Genomic DNA, 19,256 nt, shown 5'->3' with positions numbered 1-19,256 from the left:
TTTTTCTATCCTTTTACTGCGGCCAGTTTGCCGTGTTCAATTTTATTGTTCTTTAAATCTTCAAGTACATTTACAGCTTCCTCTACATAAACATCCTTAGCCAAAGCTTTATGCCATCTGTCACGTTTTTCACGTAACACAGAATCTTTGACGAACAACTCTTCTTCATACTTTAAGGAAGCAAAAGTCAACTTAGAATCATATTCATTGATTGCCTTAAAGTAATCGGACTTTTTCTTGTGTTCCTTCTCGTCTGCACGATAAGCATCATAGTTCAAAGAAATCTCCATCTCATCACTTTCGGACTTCAACCATTTAGCGTTTTCCTCAATTAGCTTGATCTGTGGATTATTTGCCATTCTCTTAGTACTGTTGGCAATGGTCTGATCGTAATCAATATACCCTTCCCAAGGCTTGTAATCCGCCGGAGAAATTTTATCCCATTTTAAAGGATTGGCTTGATCTCTCTCACCAAGATCTATATAGCTGTACTTGTCCGGAACCACAACATCACTCTTAACACCTTCCAATTGGGTAGAACCACCGTTAATACGGTAGAACTTCTGGGTGGTTAACTTAATAGCTCCTAGATCTCCGTGATCGTTACTTCTAACTATGTTGTCCAAAGGAATTACGTTCTGTACGGTTCCTTTTCCAAAGGTCTGTTTGCTACCAATAACAATAGCCCTTTTATAGTCTTGCATAGCTGCCGCCAAAATTTCCGAGGCGGAAGCGGATAGTTCGTTTACAAGTATAACAAGTGGGCCGTCCCATTGAATACGCTCATCTTTATCATCATACACATCCTTACCTTTTCCTGAAGAACGCACCTGAACAATTGGGCCATCTTTAATAAAAAGACCGGCCATTTCAACAACGGTCTTTAACGATCCTCCACCGTTATCCCTTAGATCTATGATAAGACCTTCGGCACCTTCTTCTTTTAAACGCTCTACCTCCTTAGCTACATCGGTAGCTGCATTTCTTTCGGTATAATCATCAAAATCTACATAGAATTTAGGTAAATCTATTATTCCAAACTTTTCATCGCTCTTAATAATACTTGCCGATTTGGCGAAAGACTCTTCCAGCTCAACCACATCTCTAGTAAGCTCTACAGTATCCAAAGACCCATCTATCTTACGCACGGTAAGTTCAACTATGGTACCTTTTGGGCCTTTTATCAGTTTAATGGCATCATCCAAACGCATACCTACAATATTGATAGGCTCTTCTCCTTCTTGACCTACTTTTATGATTTGGTCTCCAACTTCCAATCGGGCATCACGCCATACCGGACCACCGGAAATGATATCTACAATCTTAGCACCCTCTGGTTTTTTCTGCAAACGTGCGCCAATACCTTCAAATTTACCGGACATGCTCGTATCAAACTTATCTTTTTCATCCGGAGCAAAATAGTACGTATGCGGGTCAAATTCGTCTACAATAGTGTTTATATATTGAACGAACCAATCCTTACGTTCCAAATCATTTACAAAATCAAAAAATTCATCCAGTGTTTTTTTGGTAGAAACCCTAGCTGCCTTTTCAGCATCTTTAGGTGTCATTGGCTTAGCACTCGCACCTTCTTTTTCCTCAACGACATCTCCTCTTTCAACGCCTTTCATTTTAGAGTCATACGTTCCTAGAGTTGCATATTTAAGTTGTTGCCTCCAACGTTCCTTCAATTCTTTTTTAGAAGTAGCGAAACTCATTTTCTCGTAATCGATATTTATGGTTTCGTTTTTATTGTAATCAAAAGGCTTCTCAAGCACCTCTTTATAGATAACCTTTGCTTCCTCCATACGTTGTACCAATCTATCATACACTAGATTGAAAAATGTGATATCCGTACTTTTGATTTGATCGTCCAACTGAAACTTGTACTGCTCAAATTCTTTGACGTCCTCTTCCAAAAAATATCTTTTGGTCGGATCCAAAACATCAATAAAATCCTCAAAAACACTTACCGAAAAATCGTCATCAATATTCTTGGGTTCATAATGTCCCTTTTCCAATACATAAGTAATAAGGTCTAAAAGCAGTTTATCTTTATCGTCAGTTTCAAAAGATTTGTTGGTAAAACTGCACGAAGCAACAGATATAAGCATTACCAAAAGAGAATAGGCAAGATTCCTTTTCATATATTTTTTTTTCGAAATTTTTTAAAATAACCAATCTTGGGGAAGATTGAGATTTTCACACTTAAAAGTAATGAATTCCCTAAGATACTGAAAAAACCATGCCACCTTTAGAGGGGATACACTAATTTTTTGTTAAACGAACTTAGGTCGTTGTGTTCTGTAAACGTATTTTTGCCCTATAAAGTATTCAGCATGAAAAAACCTTTGATCTTAGTAACTAACGATGACGGAATTACAGCTCCAGGTATACGTGCTTTGATTAAGTATATGAAAGAACTTGGCGATGTTGTAGTAGTTGCTCCAAACGGACCGCAATCTGGCCAAGGACACGCAATTACCATAGACAATACGCTGTATGCCAATAAAATTGTGGTAGACAAAAAAAATGGTGCCCCTATTGAATACAGTTGCAGCGGTACACCTGCAGATTGTGTAAAAATGGCTCTTCAGGAATTATTGGACCGTAAACCGGATATTTGTGTTAGCGGTATCAACCACGGATCCAACTCGTCTATAAACGTTATATATTCGGGTACCATGAGCGCTGCTATTGAGGCCGGCATAGAGGGCATACCTGCCATAGGTTTTTCTTTATGCGATTACTCGTGGCATGCAGATTTTAAGCAAGCAGGGCATATCATCAAAAAAATAGTTAGCGAATCCTTGGCCAATGGCATTCCAAAAGGCGTAGTACTGAACGTTAATATTCCTAAGGCCCAAAAAGAGGATATCAAAGGAATAAAAGTTTGCAGACAGGCACGTGCCAACTGGAAAGAGAAATTTGACAAACGCACCAGCCCAGGTGGAAAGGATTATTACTGGCTAACCGGTGAATTTGAACTATTGGACAAAGGCGAAGACACGGATGAATGGGCCTTGGCCAACAATTACGTATCCGTTGTACCTACCCAATTTGACCTTACGGCCCATCATGCAATCCAGCAACTGAATGGTTGGCAATTTGAGTAACTAAAATTCGTTTCTTAAAGAAATATAACTTTACAGTACCAAACAGGATTGAATGAACTTAAAAATTATGAACGTTAAAAAAGAGCTTGCCATAGGATTTTTAGTAGGTATAATTGCCAATACCATTGGCACTTTGCTCTATATCTTATTATTTTCGGACTTTGGTATTGCCGAAACTTTTGAAGCAGCTATAGAACAAGGTCATATTGGCAGTCTTTTGGCCTTGGGAGCTATTCTTAACCTTATCGCTTTTTTTGGCTTTTTAAGAATCCGTAGAGACAACAGGGCTAAAGGTGTTCTTATTGCTACACTTTTAACCGCATTGGCCATTTTGTACTATAAAATCTTTTAGCCGTAAATTAACGGTAAAGAACATACGAATTTTGCCCTAACCGAGTTCTCCTTTTAAAAGGGCAAGGTATAAACTGTATTAATTTGTAATGAAGTATTATATAATAGCAGGCGAAGCGTCTGGAGACCTCCACGGCTCCAACCTTATGAAAGCCCTAATCACCAAAGACCCAGATGCCAATATTCGCTTTTGGGGAGGTGACCTTATGCAACAGGCAGGAGGAACTTTGATAAAACATTACAAAGAAATGGCCTTTATGGGCTTTCTGGAAGTCCTTATGAATTTAGGTACAATTGCCAAAGCTATTAAATTCTGTAAGACGGATATTCAACAGTTTCAGCCAGATGTTATTGTTTTTATTGATTACTCCGGCTTTAATCTCCGTATTGCCAAATGGGCCAAAGAACAAGGATTTAGAACAAATTACTATATATCTCCGCAAATATGGGCCTCAAGGGAAGGACGTATAAAAGACATCAAAAGAGATATTGATGCCATGCATGTTATTCTTCCTTTTGAAAAAGAGTTCTACGAAAAGAAACACAATTACCCAGTAAATTTTGTGGGGCATCCACTTATTGATGCCATTGAAAATAGAATTCCGGTTGATGAGCTGCAATTCCGCCAGCAGCATAAATTAGATTCAAAAAAACCGATTATAGCGCTACTTCCGGGTAGTAGAAAGCAAGAAGTACAGAAGATGCTAACGGTAATGTTATCCGTTATCAAAGATTTTTCGGCCTATCAATTTGTAATTGCAGGAGCACCTAGCCTTGACCATGATTTTTACGGGCCCTTTCTGAAAAATCCCAACGTTAATTTTGTAACCAACAAAACCTATGACCTTTTAAGTATTGCCCATGCAGCCTTGGTTACCAGTGGAACGGCTACATTGGAGACCGCTATTTTTAAGGTGCCCCAAGTGGTTTGTTATAAGGCGAATTGGCTTTCGTACCAGATTGCCAAACGAATTATTACCCTTGAATATATATCGCTTGTGAACCTTATTATGAAAAAAGAGGTGGTAAAAGAACTTATTCAAAACGATTTGACCACCAAAAACATAAAGGCCGAATTAAATAAAATACTTGATGGACCTGCACGTGAGGCCCAAATTGAAGCCTACAACCAACTTGAAAAAAAATTGGGCGGTAGAGGAGCAAGTGTTAATGCCGCTACCCTTATTATAGAAAATGTTTAATTTTGGTATAAGTCCATCTAGAAACGTATCCATTTACATGCTTCGCAAACTCCTATATATTCTAATTATCTTCCTTGTTGCCAGTTGTGGGGCCTCAAAAAAGAAAACGGCTCAAAACCAACCAAGAAGAGTAACGGTTGCAGCCAAGCCCATGGATGCACCAAAAAGAGAAAAGAAACCTAGCAGGAACGTAACGGTAGCCAAGCGTTCAAAAGCTGATGATGTTATAGATTCAGCATTAAAATTTTCAGGGGTTCGTTACAAATTTGGCGGAACGACCAAAAAAGGAATGGACTGTTCCGGATTACTTTATGTTGCCTTTGGCGAAAATGATGTAAAGCTACCACGCACCTCTTACCATATGGCCGAAGAGGGGAAAAATATTCGCGTGCGCGATGTTGAAAAAGGCGATTTACTTTTCTTTAAAACAAGTAAACGCAGCAAACGTATCAACCATGTAGGCATGGTTGTTTCCGTAGAAGGCGATGAAATTAAGTTTGTACATTCTTCCTCATCTAGAGGTGTCATAGTTTCTTCCTTACGCGAAGGATATTGGAACAGTGCCTTTATAAAAGCAACCCGAATCCTGTAAATGAAATTGCTCCGCTTCATACCCATAAAACTGACACTCGTTGTAATTTTGGGTATTGTGGCAGGAAACTATCTAAACCTAGATGTACGCTTTCCCCTATTTGCTTGCATTATTCTACTAGTTCTATTGGGTTTTTTACGTTTCAAGGATAAAAAGAAAGAATCCCTTAGTTTTGGATACTTAGCCATTTTAACCACATGTTGTATTGGTCTATTCGCTGCCGGGTTGTCACAACCAAAAAATCAAATGAACCACTACCTTAATACAGATTTTTCCGGAAACCATATTTGGCACATTAAAATTTCGGAGGCACTAAAACCTAGCTCCTATTCGGAGAGATATATTGGCAAGGTGCAAGCGCTGGACCAAAATTATGCAGAGGGAAAAGTCTTGCTCAGTTTTTCGAATGATTCTATGCTCAAAAAACTTCAGGTTGATGATGAGATTGTACTATTTAGCTCCATAGATGAAGTAAAAGCGCCATTAAATCCACATCAATTTAATTATAAGAATTATTTGAAGGATTTGGGTATATTCCATCAATTCAGATTAACAAGCTGCCAGTTTATTACTCTTGACTCTCCTTCCACCACTATTTACGGCATGGCAGCCAATGCCCGTACCCATATCATTTCTCAACTTAAAAAAGCCGATTTCGGCCAAGAGGAACTGAGCATAATTCAGGCATTGCTTCTAGGGCAGCGCAACGACATATCCGAAGAAACTTATACCGATTATAAAAACGCAGGAGCTGTTCATATTTTGGCTGTTTCAGGCTTACACATAGGGATTCTATTATGGATTTTACTATTTTTTCTAAAACCTTTGGAACGCCTGCCTAGAGGCAAAACTTTAAAACTGGTCTTAACCGTGCTTTTGCTTTGGGGCTTTGCCTTCCTTTCTGGTTTATCTGCATCCGTAGTGCGGTCCGTTACCATGTTTTCCTTTGTAGCCTATAACATGTATTTAAACCGTCCGAACAACACCTTTAACATACTGGCTTTATCCATTTTCTTTATTCTATTGGCCATCAACCCAAACCTTCTTTTTCAAATGGGTTTTCAAATGAGTTATGCTGCCGTTTTGGCTATTGTTTGGCTCTACCCGCTTTTTCAAAAATTGTGGTTTCCAAAGTACAAGCTCGTGAGGAAGATATGGCAGCTCTTGTCCGTTAGTATTGCGGCACAGTTGGGAGTATTGCCCATAAGCCTGTTTTACTTTCATCAATTTCCGGGTCTGTTCTTTATTAGCAACCTACTCATTGTTCCCGCATTGGGAATTATCCTTGGGATGGGAATTTTAGTTATTTTCTTGGCACTAATTGGCCAATTATGGGGTGAACTGGTAGTCATCTATAATACCCTAATCGGCTGGATGAACCAAATTATACACTGGGTTGCCCAACAGGAAACCTTTATCTTTAAAAATATCTCTTTTGATGGTGTTCAAATGGTATTGGCCTACACCATACTTTTTAGCTGCGTAATTTTACTTACCCGTCCTAACTTTAAAAAAGCGATTGCACTCGCAACGTTTATTGTGGGGTTTCAACTATGGACGATTTATACGGATTACGAAACTGCCCGCAAGAACATTTTATTTACTGGACATCAAACCAAAAATACGGTAGTAGTACACCAAAACGGACACCATACAATTGCTGCAACTCGTGACACCCTTAGCGTAGGGAACATGCTAAATGATTATAGTGTAGCGGAACGAACAACAAATACAACCTACTCCACCGTTAAGAACAGTTACAAGTGGGGAAACAAGAATGTTTTAATTATTGATAGTCTAGGTGTTTACCCCACAAGGGAAACCTCCGTAGATTACCTTATTCTTACCCAATCGCCTAAGCTAAATCTCGAAAGGGTCATTTCATCCATACAGCCAAAAAATATAATAGTAGACGGCAGCAACTATACTTCTTATGTAAATAGATGGAAAGAAACCTGCCTAAAACAAAAACTCCCTTTTCACGCTACAGGCGAAAAGGGAGCTTATTATTTTGATTAACGTAATTAAACGTGTTTCTCTATTTCAAAATCTTCCTGTCCTCCTGAAATTCTAGTTTCTCCGTCTTCCGCACCATGGGCCAATCGCTTTAATGGTTTTAACATGGCGATAACCAAAAGCCCAATTAGAGACCAAATAACGGCTATACCTGTAAAGATTTCAAATTCACCCAGTGATTGTGACGCCTGCCCTATTAGACCTGCCACTTTGTTCCCAAGGCCTGTTGCCGCCCAATACAATCCCATGATAATGGAGGCATATTTAAGCGGTGCCAATTTAGTTATGTAAGATAACGATACCGGAGACGCACAAAGCTCACCAATAGTATGAAGTAAATAAGCTAATATCAACCAATACATAGCGGAAGAACCGTTGGCCTCATATTGCAAGGATGCTGCACTCATAAACCCGAAACCAAGGGCCATAACTATTAGACCTACGGCTATTTTAAAAATTGACGAAGACTCTTTGCCGGCCTTACGCCATTTTAACCAAAAGGCACCCACCACAGTAGCCAAAGTGATAATGAAGAATGAATTCACCGACTGAAAAACCGATGCTGGAATTTCAAACAGACCAAAGAAATTACGATCCGTTTTTTGCATGGCATATAAGTTCATTAGTCCACCTGCTTGTTCAAAGGCCGCCCAGAATAAAATAATCAATAGAAACGAAATTAAGAGAACCTTTATCCTATCCTTCTCTATACTCGTTAAAGGTCTGTCCAAAATTTCACGATCAGCGGCATTGTTCCTGCTAATTAGGTTACCAACGTGCGTCAAATATTTCTGTCCCCAAATATAAACGGCCTGCCCCATGAACATACCTATAGCGGCCAAACCAAAGCCGTAGTGCCAGTTTATGTTCTCCCCAACATAACCACATAAAATTGGAGCAAGGAAACCACCTATGTTAATACCCATATAAAAGATATAAAAGCCTAGATCGCGTCTTTCGTCCTTAGGCTTGTAGAGTCCGCCAACCATTGAGGATATGTTGGGTTTAAGACAGCCCACCCCTAAGATTATAAAAAAGCACCCTAAATAAAACGAAGTCTCGGAATTCATTGCCAAAATAGCATGTCCTAAACACAGAAGTATTCCCCCGAGCATAACGGTCTTTTTTTGCCCTAAGAACCTGTCCGCAATCCATCCACCGGGAATTGAAGAAACATACACCAACATGGTATACCACCCATAAAGAGCAAGTGCCTCATCATTACTCCAGCCAAAACCTGCATTGCTAGAAGTAGTCTCTGCTACCAGAAACAAGGTAAAAAGAGCTCTCATCCCATAGTATGAAAACCGCTCCCACATTTCAGTAAAGAATAGAATATATAAACCTACCGGATGCCCGAACAGTTCCTTTTCATGCGGTGCCTTTTCTACTATTGCCATAAATATGTTATTTGTTTAATTGGATTTGTATCAAAACTAGTTCAAGATGCGATTAAATTACGCTTTAAAACGTTTCATACCTCTTGAGTCTGTAAACTTCTGTTGTTGGTCTGGGTTTCTAATTTTCAGGGTTCAACAAATTTTCCTGTAAAAAATTAGTCATTTTATTGAATAAGTGCACTCTGGTATTTCCTCCATAAATGCCGTGGTTCTTATCTGGGTAAATAGCCCAATCAAATTGTTTATTGGCCTGCACCAGTGCTTCTATCATGCGCATTGAGTTCTGCACATGTACATTGTCATCACCGGAACCATGAACCAACAGGTAATTCCCTTTTAACATTTCTGGATAGTTCAAAGGAGAGTTTTCATCATAACCGGCCGGATTTTCCTCCGGAGTACGTAAAAAACGTTCTGTGTAAATGGTATCGTAAAAGCGCCATGTAGTTACCGGAGCAACTGCAATGGCCGTTTCAAAAACATCATTTCCTTTTAAAATGCAGTTGGTAGACATATGGCCTCCAAAACTCCATCCCCAAATTCCGGTTCTATTTTCGTCTATATACGGCAACTTGCTCAATTCTTTAGCAGCTGCAATCTGGTCTTCGGTTTCATATTTTACAAGATTTAGATAGGTAGACTTTTTAAAATCCGCACCCTTAAAGCCCGTTCCCCTACCGTCTACACAAGCAACCACATAACCTTGTGATACCAATTGCTGATGCCACAAATCCCTAGCATCCAACCAACGGTTTACCACGCTCTGTGAACCTGGACCACTATATTGGTACATTAACAACGGGTATTTTTTTGCTGGATCAAAATCTTTAGGCTTCACCATATACATATTTAGCTCATTGCCATTAATGGTAATGGTAGAGAATTCCTTTTCGCTAATTTCGTATCCTTTCAACTTTTCAACTAAAGCATTGTTATTTTTTATCTCCTTTACCTTTTTCCCGTTTAAAGCTTTGTGCAGCATATAAACAGGCGGTGTACTTGCATTGGAATAGGTGTGTATAAAATAAGTGAAATCTGCACTAAAATCGGCATCATTGGAGCCTTCCTGTGCTACCAAAGCCTTTTTGTTCTTTCCGTTGCTTTCAATACTGTATACACCACGGTTAATTGAGCCATTTTCAGTAGATTGGTAATACACCTTATCCTCATTCTGATCATAACCGTAGTATTGGGTCACCTCCCATGGCCCCTTGGTTATTTGGTTTACAAGATTACCATCCTGATCATGAAGATAGATATGGTTGTAGCCGTCTTTTTCGCTTGTCCAGATAAAACTATCATCCGACAAAAACGTTAGATTATCCGTAATATCTATATACGCTTTGTCCTTTTCCTCTAAAAGTACGGTAGCCGCATTATTTTTAGCATCTACGGAATACAATTTTAAATGGTTCTGGTGCCTATTGAGCACCTGCACACTTAAATAATTAGAGTTGTTCATCCATTTGATACGTGGAATGTAATATGCATCCCCTAAATCTACCGAGGCTGTGGTTTTAGCCTTTATATCATATAAATGCAAACTTACCTTGGCATTTGCCTCGCCGGCCTTAGGATATTTGAATGTTTCCTGAGTAGGATATAAATCCGTTCCAAAAACATCCATAGAAAATTCGGGCACATCCGTTTCATCAAAACGCAAAAACGCAATTTTAGTGGCATTGCTATTCCAATCAAAAGCCCTGACAAAAGCAAACTCCTCTTCGTAAACCCAATCCGTTACACCATTAATGACTGAATTTTTCTGACCATCTGTCGTAAGCTGTTCCGAAGTTCCGGAAGCCAAATCAAATAAGTAGAGGTTGTTTTTGGCCACGTAGGCGACCTTTGTTCCGTCCGGAGCCAGCTTTGGCTCTTGGATTTTTGTATCTGAAACTTTGGTTAGTTTTTTGGTCTTTAAATCATACACATAAAAGATGCCCAGTGTTGAATGTCTATAGATGGATTCTAATTCTGTTGCCAATAACAACTGAGACTCATCATCACTGAATTGGTAGGAGCTAAAACCTTCTATTTCCTGTAAATTATCAGAACTAACAATGGTTTCTACCTTTTTCTGCGTAGCGTAATCAAACTTATCAATGGTTGTAGTCCCATCTGCATCCCAATTCAACAGGGTATATTGCTTACCGTTTTTCATGGACCTTAAGGCATCCAACCTTTCAATTGAGAACTCACCTCCGTATACTGCCTCTACTGTAACTTGTTTCTTTTGCGCATAAGAAATCGCCAAAAAGGCGAATACAAAAGAGACACTCAAAACTATTTTTCGCATAGAATGTTATAAAAAAGATTAAATCGCCCAAGTTTAGTGATAATTTTACAAAGAATTAAACTTTAAATCATAAAAATCCCTTGTTTTATCGAGGTTAATCGCAATCATAGGTATAAACCATTATCATTATCTTTACCCACCGAAACCAAATGTTATGACCAAGCCCATAGAGGGATTCTCAAAACTGACCAAAGAGCAAAAGATAGATTGGCTAACGGCCTCTTATACGGCCGATCCAAAGGCAGCAAAAAGCCTACTCAAAAGGTACTGGAACACAGCCGAAGACGTGCAACAACTGCATGACGAGTTTATAGAAAACACGGTTACCAATTACTATCTTCCGTTTGGAATTGCCCCAAATTTTTTAATCAACGATAAACTTTATGCCATTCCCATGGCCATTGAAGAAAGCTCCGTAGTTGCGGCAGCAAGTAAAGCGGCAAAGTTCTGGCTAGAAAAAGGCGGGTTTAAAACCCAAGTTTTAGGTACCGAAAAAATAGGTCAAGTACATTTCATATACCAAGGCAACAAAGAACACCTTATCTCTTTCTTTGCACATATAAAACCAAAGCTACTTTCCGAAGCCTCCTCCATCACCAAGAACATGGAAAAACGAGGTGGCGGCATCAATAGCATTGAACTGAGGGATAAAACTAATGCCCTGGACAACTATTACCAATTGCATTGCACGTTTGAGACGCTTGATGCTATGGGCGCAAATTTCATAAATTCCTGTCTAGAACAATTTGCTAAAACTTTTAAGGAAGAGGCGAGTTCGTTTTCTCTTTTTACCGAAAAAGAAAAGGCTATTGAAATTGTAATGAGCATCCTGTCCAATTATGTTCCTAATTGCTTAGTTAAAGCCGAGGTAACCTGCCCAGTTACAGAATTGAAGATAGGAAACAGCGAAGCATCTCTTCAATTTGCAAAAAAAATAGTACAAGCGGTAAACATAGCCAAAGTAGAACCCCATAGGGCCGTTACCCACAATAAGGGTATTATGAACGGTATAGATGCCGTTGTACTGGCCACAGGAAATGATTTTAGGGCTGTAGAAGCTGGTATTCATGCCTACGCAGCCAAAGATGGTTCTTACACCAGTCTCACCCATGCCTCCATTGAGAATGACACCTTTAAATTTTGGATCGAGATTCCTATGGCTTTAGGGACTATAGGCGGACTCACTAGTTTACATCCTCTTGTAAAATTAGCCATGGAGATATTAGGTAAACCGTCCGCTAAAGAATTAATGCAGATTGTTGCTGTTGCCGGTTTGGCACAAAACTTTGCCGCAGTACGCTCTCTAGTCACCACAGGTATCCAAGAAGGGCACATGAAGATGCACCTATTGAATATCTTGAACCAATTGGGAGCCACCGAAGAAGAAAAGAAAGCATTGACCATTTATTTTAAGAAACATCCGGCCACCCACAATGCCGTAGTAGAAGCGTTTGAAAAGCTCAGGAACACCAAATGATAAAAGAGTACTACAGTAACGGAAAACTACTCTTAACGGGAGAATATGCCATATTAGACGGCGCATTAGGTCTTGCTATACCTACTAAATATGGACAAACGCTAAAAATAACCCCTACCCAAAGCCAACAATTAATTTGGAAAAGCCTGGACAACGAAGGAAAAGCTTGGTTCAAAACTTCGGTTGATATAGGTGAATTAGCAACTGATAAAAAAGAAGTTACAAACGAAACCGTAGAAACGGTACTTTTAAATTTACTAAAAGAGGCAAAAAAATTAAACCCTAACTTCTTATCCAAAACTACAGGGCTAGAAGTTGAAACTAAATTGGATTTTCCAAGGGATTGGGGTTTAGGGTCATCATCAACCCTTATAAATAACATTGCGCAATGGGCAGAGGTAGATGCTTTTCAACTCTTGTGGAATGCTTTTTCCGGAAGTGGGTATGATATTGCTTGTGCCCAGAATAACAGTCCTATCCTCTATCAGGTTAAGGAAAAAATTCCAACAATAAAACCGGTTGCTTTCAATCCTAAATTCAAAAAACAACTTTTCTTTGTTCACCTAGACAAAAAACAAAATAGTAGGGAAGGGATTGCCCAATATCGAAAAATGGAGTTTGACCATATCAAACTCACCGAAAGTATTACCCGATTAACCTTAGAAATAACGGAAAGTAAAGATTTGGAAACTTTTGGGAATCTACTGGAACGCCATGAAAACCTTTTATCCCGAATATTACAGACCAAGACCATAAAACAACAACTTTTTCCTGACTACTTGGGGACTATAAAGAGTTTAGGCGCTTGGGGCGGCGATTTTATTCTTGCCATTGGCAATAAAGACACTCCAGATTATTTTATAAAAAAGGGCTACCGTACGGTAATTCCCTACGATAAAATGGTGCTATAAAAAAAGAGCCTTTCAATATTGAAAGGCTCTTTTTTTATATCGTTAGACCACTACCTAGTAGAAAGCAGCTCTTTTGTCCTCAATCTCCGAGGCATCTTTTAACGCATCATATACTGCAGTATTAACTCGTGCTTCACGTGAAGTTTTTACGGAAGTAGCGTACATACTATAGTTATCCAGTTTTGGCGCTTCGGTCTTCTTGGTAACCGTTAACTTATAAACTCCGGTGTTACCTTCTATAAGCTCAGAAGTAGCACCTTCTTTCATTGCGAAAGCAGTACCTACAACAGCAGGTTCAGACCCGGCTCCAGGAATTGTTGGAGACTTAACAGTTAACGCAGATGCCGTTGAGGCGCTTACGTTATTATCTTTTGCCAAATCTTCAATTGATTTTCCTTTGTTCGCTGCTATAATTTGTGCCGCTTTACGTTCTTTTCTAAGTTTAGGAAGAACTATAGCAGAGGCATCCTCTACAGACATAAGGCCTTCTTTGTATGCCTTTGTTACTTGAGCAACAGCATAACCACCGGTTAAATCAAAACGCTTGATATCCCCAATATTGGTCTCTTCCTGAAAAGCCCACTGTACAATATTTCTTTGTGCACCAAGACCTGGTAAGTTTTCATCTGTAGCCTTTATCTTGTTTACCGGGCGAACCAAGTATTCATTTTCTTTGGCTAAATCTGAGAATGCCTTGTTGGATTCAATAGACTCCATTTCAAATTTAGTAGCATCCGTAAACAATTTGTTAGTTGTATCCTCAGAAGGTTCTATCTCACGAGCCAAGGTAGCTATTTGAACAATATCCTCTTTATCATCTATTTTAATAACATGGAAACCAAAATCAGTTTCAACCATACCAATAGTGCCTACTTTATTTCCAAAAGCAAAATCATTAAAAGCAGGTACCATCCTACCCTCTTGGAAATATCCTAAATCACCTCCGTTTGGTGCAGAAGGACCGTCTGAATTATCACGCGCCAACTCTACAAACTTGGCATCTTTCTTTTTAGCCTCTCTTAACAAACGTTTTGCTTCGGCCTCAGCCTCTTCTTTGGTTCTTGTTACTTCAGGATTGGCACGTTGTGCACCTTCGTAAGCAATAAGAATATGGCTTGCCTTTACAGAACCTCCCGGCTTTCTGGCCACCATTTTAGAAACTTTAAAGAAATCGCCATCTCTATAAGGGCCAAACATTTCTCCAACCTGCAAAGTCATTAGCGTATCTGCAAACTTAGCAGGAAGCTGCTTCTTAGATTTGTAAATAGTATCAAATTTTATATCTGAATTACGATCTAAAAATGCAGCTAAATCCGTTGTATTCCTGAAACCAGCTACAGTATCGTTTTTATCCGTTTGAGCATTATACTCAACTGTATCGTCCATCAATTTTGTAATGGCATCCTTTACTGCAGTCTCATCTGCGGCAGAAGGCTTCTCCTGAAAGTATACAAACTGAATATCCCTAGCTGGTTCTTGTTTGAAATCTTCCTTATGATTATTGATGTAAGTCTGAATCTCACTTTTAGAAACAGAAATAGTACTATCGGGAATAGAAGTGAACGGAATACGTACATACTTAACATCCACCTTATCATTAGCCAGTTTGTAATCAAGCTCACCTTCTTTTAAAGTGGCACCAACTCCGGCCTTGATCAAGTTAAAATACGTTTGCTGTTTAGCGCTTTGAACAATTGCTTGTTCATCTTGCAACCAAAGATTGTACTGCTCCGGATTGTTCAACTTAAGCTCAGCAATAAAATTTCTGAATTTGTTCTGGTCAAAAACACCACTTTCATTCTGGAATTGTGGGCTCTGAGCATATGACGGAATAGTTCCAATGTAGTTTAGAATTTGATCTTGCTCAATATCAACCCCTAAATCCTGAAACTGCTGTCCTAAGATGGCATTACGCACCTCTTGGTCAAACACTTGGTTTACGGTCTGCATTGTAGAAGCGTTGGCTGAACGTCTAGAAGCAATATCTACCTTTTGGCGAAATTCATCTATTGAAATTTCCTCTCCATTAATTTCGGCTATACTAGAGCCTACTTTACCACTAACATCTCCGTTGACAAATACACCGGATATTACAAATGCGAAAAGGGCCAAGCCTATAATCAGTATTAGAACGGTTGTCCGTTTTCTTATATTCTCTAAAATTGCCATTAATTAGGGTTTTGTTTAATCAGTTTGCGAAATTACCATTTTTCCTTCAATTTATAAAGGATTGAAAAACTATTCTTTATCAAGGATTTGTAAGAACACTAAATCAATTTTTGTGTTCGATACTTCAATTATTTTGAACATGAAATTTTCTATTTGGATTTCTGAATTTTGCTCGGGAATTTCACCTGTTTCGCTCACAATTAATCCGCCAAGTGTCTCATACTCTTCACTTTTAGGAAGTTCCAATTTATAGACTTCATTTATATAGTCAACCTCTAACCGGGCCGAAAACTTAAACGTATTATCCTCTAATTGTTCTTCAATTAGATCGGTAGTGTCATGCTCATCTTCAATTTCACCAAAGAGTTCCTCAACAATATCCTCTACGGTCATGATTCCTGAAGTACCTCCGTACTCATCCAGAACCACTGCAATACTCTTTCGTTTTTTAGTCAACACATTAAGAATATCCTGAATAAGCATGGTTTCGGGCACAAACTCAACCGGCAAAAGAATACTCTTTATGGTTTTTGGCTTTTTAAATAGCTCATACGAATGCACATAACCTATAATATTATCTATAGTATCTTTATAGACCAAGATTTTAGAATAGCCTGTTTCCGTAAAAAGTTTTGCCAGGTTTTTTGGTGTCTCATGAAGTTCAACCGCCATGATTTCTGTACGGGGCACCATTACTTCGCGCGCTTTTAAGGCGGCAAATTCCAAGGCATTCTGGAAAATTTGAATCTCGGAATCTACTTCGTCCTCCTCTTCTACGGTTTCCATCTGCTCCGTAATATAATCCCCAAGTTCTATTTTACTAAAAGCCAATTGCACGTCATCTCCATCTGTTTTGAAGAACGCTTTTAAAATAGCATCGGACACCCAAATTACAAAATCGGAAATCACCGAAAAGATAATATAAAAAAGATAGGCCGGTATGGCCAAAAATTTGAGCAAGGTATTGGAGTAAATCTGAAAGAGTACTTTTGGCAAAAACTCCGCGGTAAAGAGGATAACCAACGTAGATATGACCGTTTGGGTTACCAGACTAAAATCTCCCAACACTAAATTGAGAAACTCGCTTTGGGACGGCACCATACTTTGAAACCACCCCATGAGCAGGTCGCCCATGAACAACCCATAAATAACCAAGGCAATATTATTGCCAATAAGCATAGTTGCAATAAACTTAGATGGCTTTTTGGTTAGGCGCGTTAACACCTTGGCCAAAAGACCTTCCTGCTTCTTTTCTATTTCAATGTGAATCTTATTGGCGGAAATGAACGCTATCTCCATACCTGAAAAAAAGGCCGAAAACAGCAGTGATAAAACAATAATCAAAATGGCAGCTTCCACAGCTTATTGTTGGTTATCTTGTTTGCGTTGTTCAAACTTTTTCCTGTAATTTCTTCTGAACAGAAACATTCCTATTGAAACCGCAGCGAAGAACATGAATAAATAAGTGCCTTCCCTATCCGTATTCCAATCCGTAAAAATTCTATACAACGAGAAAAAAGCTACTGCCAAATATAAATATTCGGTATATCTTAAAATCTTAATCATCCGATTCTTCTTTAATAGTCATTAAGCCATATGTTTTATGGGCGTTGAAGAAACTTAAGTCTTTATTAAAATCCATTCCTTCACCATCCATGATAGTTCCATCCTCGGGATTTGTAAACTTAAAACTCTCTTGGGTAAAAATCCAATTATCATCCTGATCCCAAAACAATTGTGGGGTTTCCAATTTCTTGCCGTCATGGCTTTCTATAACAACATTCCCTTGTAAATCTATTACATTTGTGGCAGAATAAATAATTCCGTAATCGGCTTTAATAATACTCTTCTCCCCTGCTTCATTAAAATAATCTACCAACAAACCTTTTGGAAAGGTACGGTACGGAAATTCCTGATTGTTGTAATCCTCGTTTAAGGGACTTGTTAGAACCGCAATTACACGGGTTGAAGTAGAATCTTCACTCTCAAGCATTTCCTTGGCCTCTGTATACGTGGCCGTAAAATTTTCGGTAATACCCATAGGATACACCAAAGGTGCTTTCTCCTGACCGGACCTTTTGTAGTTATCCTGACAAGAAAAAAAAACTATTGCAATGGTAAGAACCATGGCAATAGTTTTAAGATTATATCCATAAGATGAAATCATCTTTCTATAAGTTCGGTACTTTTATGCTACCACCAACCCAACAACTGAAAGATACGGTTTTACCGGCCATACCAGAGTTGAAGATATCTGTTTTAGAAGGTGCTTTTGCAGCATAACTAGCAGCAGACTGATTAGCCGCTCCTTTTACCGCTGGATCTACACGACCAGCTTGACGGGCCATATCCGCAGCCTTCCAGTAAATAGCTCTTTTCTCAAACGGAGTACTACCACAATCGTTAGCACTTGTTGCGTAAAGGCTAGCTATTAACAAATATGCTTTACCGTTGGCTTTATTAGCATTGATAGCCATTTGAGCATACTTTCTAGCTGTAGACTTGCTACCTTTTCTTTTGTTGATTACCGCTACTTTATAAGCGATATCAGATTTTTTATAAGGATCGGTCTCCAAAGTCATAGCCTTATCAAAATCTGCAAGGGCTCCTTTAGAATCTCCATTTTTCATTTTTAATGTACCACCATATACATAAGCACTAGCCGATGGATCTAAAGCCAATTGAGCTTCAAACAACTTTTGGAACAAAGGATCATCCGTACATTCTTTGTTGAACATTCTTCCTACCGCTCTTTTTACCCATGTAACATCTCCTTTTTTCTCTTCAAAACTCTTTTCGTATAAAGGAATAAGGTTATCACAATCTGCCAAAGCACCAAGCTTAGAATCTACACTACCGGCAATTTTACCATAAGATTCCGAGTTAGTAGTCGCAATTTTCAAGCTCCTTTTCTCTTTAGAAGTAATAGTTCCCGTAGAATCTTTAGGAAGTAACTTGGTAATTACACCGGTAAGTTTTTTGTTCTCTTCCTCTATTTTATCGTTTACGTTATCGTAAACATCAAAAACCTCTTGCAAGTCTTTTTTACCATCTTTGTGCAAGTCTACCAAACTTGAAAAGTACAAGTACAAGGCTTTTGGATTCTTAAAGTTTTTAGGATCTTTCTCAAAAGCTTCCCCTAACAACTTGTACAACTCATCATCAGAAGCCATTTTGTTATCGTACAAAAACAAAGCTTTATCAATACCTACTACACCTGGAGAATATTTTGCTGGAAAGTACTTGGCACTGTTATCGTACAAAGCCAACATATCCTTTACGTACCCATCTTTTTCAGCACCAGATGACTTTTCTATTTTATCGGCCAATATTTTCTCGCCGTAAATAAAGTTAGCACGGTTAATATCAGGGCAATTATCATAGACCATTTTCCAAGGAGTATAAGCCGCCTCATAATTTTTCACCTTTGCATGCTCAACATATATAGATAGGTTGGTCATACATTCTTGATTTTGAGCCTGGGCATTACTTACTCCCATAAACCCTAAAAGCATAATCGCCGTGAAGTAAAGTTTTGTTTTCATTTTTAAATTTTTACTTGTTTTTCAAATTACAAATTGCCAGTCAAATTCATGGTTAGTGCCCAGAGTTATTATGGCTCATTTTTTATGTTCTAATTTTTGGAGGGGTAATGTACTAATTTTTCACCAAGAGGTCTAAAGTAAATTTAGAAAATGCCATTTTGAGATTTTTTTTGCGAATTTA

At 38.7% G+C, this 19,256-nt stretch carries 15 protein-coding genes; 7 read left to right on the top strand and 8 right to left on the bottom strand.

Translation table 11 applies throughout. The features are described from left to right. Nucleotides 1–5 precede the first annotated feature (5 nt). Nucleotides 6–2,147: a carboxy terminal-processing peptidase gene (locus tag KO513_RS13745; protein ID WP_215437879.1), complete on the bottom strand. Its 2,142-nt coding sequence runs from the start codon at nucleotides 2,145–2,147 to the stop codon at nucleotides 6–8. 192 nt (nucleotides 2,148–2,339) lie between these two features. Between KO513_RS13745 and surE the strand changes: the two genes are divergently transcribed. The 5 genes from surE to KO513_RS13720 all read left to right on the top strand — a co-directional run bounded on the left by surE (nucleotide 2,340) and on the right by KO513_RS13720 (nucleotide 7,280). Further along, on the top strand, nucleotides 2,340–3,116 hold the full coding sequence (gene surE / locus KO513_RS13740; protein ID WP_215913833.1) for a 5'/3'-nucleotidase SurE: 777 nt from the start codon (nucleotides 2,340–2,342) through the stop codon (nucleotides 3,114–3,116). Nucleotides 3,117–3,183: 67 nt separating this feature from the next. Then, on the top strand, nucleotides 3,184–3,468 hold the full coding sequence (locus KO513_RS13735) for a hypothetical protein (RefSeq protein ID WP_215914040.1): 285 nt from the start codon (nucleotides 3,184–3,186) through the stop codon (nucleotides 3,466–3,468). Nucleotides 3,469–3,556: 88 nt separating this feature from the next. Next, on the top strand, nucleotides 3,557–4,669 hold the full coding sequence (gene lpxB, locus KO513_RS13730) for a lipid-A-disaccharide synthase (RefSeq protein WP_215913832.1): 1,113 nt from the start codon (nucleotides 3,557–3,559) through the stop codon (nucleotides 4,667–4,669). A 37-nt stretch (nucleotides 4,670–4,706) separates the two neighbouring features. Further along, complete coding sequence (locus tag KO513_RS13725; RefSeq protein WP_215913831.1) at nucleotides 4,707–5,261, top strand: C40 family peptidase; 555 nt, start codon at nucleotides 4,707–4,709, stop codon at nucleotides 5,259–5,261. Next, nucleotides 5,262–7,280 (top strand): ComEC/Rec2 family competence protein, encoded by a 2,019-nt coding sequence (locus KO513_RS13720; protein ID WP_215913830.1) that lies wholly within the window; start codon nucleotides 5,262–5,264, stop codon nucleotides 7,278–7,280. Between the two features lie 5 nt (nucleotides 7,281–7,285). Here KO513_RS13720 and KO513_RS13715 read toward each other — a convergent pair whose 3' ends face one another. Both KO513_RS13715 and KO513_RS13710 read right to left on the bottom strand, forming a co-directional pair. After that, nucleotides 7,286–8,677 (bottom strand): peptide MFS transporter, encoded by a 1,392-nt coding sequence (locus KO513_RS13715; protein ID WP_215437864.1) that lies wholly within the window; start codon nucleotides 8,675–8,677, stop codon nucleotides 7,286–7,288. 118 nt (nucleotides 8,678–8,795) lie between these two features. After that, nucleotides 8,796–10,973 (bottom strand): S9 family peptidase, encoded by a 2,178-nt coding sequence (locus KO513_RS13710; RefSeq protein ID WP_215913829.1) that lies wholly within the window; start codon nucleotides 10,971–10,973, stop codon nucleotides 8,796–8,798. A gap of 154 nt (nucleotides 10,974–11,127) precedes the next feature. Here KO513_RS13710 and KO513_RS13705 point away from each other — a divergent pair, with 154 nt between their 5' ends. After that, nucleotides 11,128–12,450, top strand: a complete 1,323-nt coding sequence (locus tag KO513_RS13705; RefSeq protein ID WP_215913828.1) for a hydroxymethylglutaryl-CoA reductase, degradative — start codon at nucleotides 11,128–11,130, stop codon at nucleotides 12,448–12,450. Next, nucleotides 12,447–13,361, top strand: coding sequence for a GYDIA family GHMP kinase (locus KO513_RS13700; protein ID WP_215913827.1), 915 nt, complete (start codon nucleotides 12,447–12,449; stop codon nucleotides 13,359–13,361). Before KO513_RS13705 ends, KO513_RS13700 begins: the two co-directional genes overlap by 4 nt. Nucleotides 13,362–13,415: 54 nt before the next feature. Here the strand turns inward: KO513_RS13700 and KO513_RS13695 are convergent, their stop codons facing one another. The 5 genes from KO513_RS13695 to KO513_RS13675 form a co-directional block, all read right to left on the bottom strand. Continuing rightward, the gene (locus KO513_RS13695; protein ID WP_215913826.1) at nucleotides 13,416–15,530 is read right to left on the bottom strand and encodes a peptidylprolyl isomerase; all 2,115 of its coding nucleotides are present in this window, start codon (nucleotides 15,528–15,530) and stop codon (nucleotides 13,416–13,418) included. A gap of 69 nt (nucleotides 15,531–15,599) precedes the next feature. Further along, complete coding sequence (locus KO513_RS13690; RefSeq protein ID WP_215913825.1) at nucleotides 15,600–16,889, bottom strand: hemolysin family protein; 1,290 nt, start codon at nucleotides 16,887–16,889, stop codon at nucleotides 15,600–15,602. Between the two features lie 3 nt (nucleotides 16,890–16,892). Then, nucleotides 16,893–17,096 (bottom strand): hypothetical protein, encoded by a 204-nt coding sequence (locus KO513_RS13685; RefSeq protein ID WP_215437852.1) that lies wholly within the window; start codon nucleotides 17,094–17,096, stop codon nucleotides 16,893–16,895. Next, nucleotides 17,089–17,697, bottom strand: a complete 609-nt coding sequence (gene lptC, locus KO513_RS13680) for an LPS export ABC transporter periplasmic protein LptC (protein ID WP_215913824.1) — start codon at nucleotides 17,695–17,697, stop codon at nucleotides 17,089–17,091. The genes KO513_RS13685 and lptC overlap by 8 nt, the downstream gene beginning before the upstream one ends. Before the next feature lie 4 nt (nucleotides 17,698–17,701). Continuing rightward, on the bottom strand, nucleotides 17,702–19,075 hold the full coding sequence (locus KO513_RS13675; RefSeq protein ID WP_246560284.1) for a hypothetical protein: 1,374 nt from the start codon (nucleotides 19,073–19,075) through the stop codon (nucleotides 17,702–17,704). Nucleotides 19,076–19,256: the final 181 nt, after the last annotated feature.

The organism is Zobellia sp. B3R18 (assembly GCF_018860715.1).
GTDB lineage: Bacteria > Bacteroidota > Bacteroidia > Flavobacteriales > Flavobacteriaceae > Zobellia > Zobellia russellii.
Note: the sequence above shows the minus strand (reverse complement) of the source record. Positions and strands in the feature narration are given on the sequence as shown.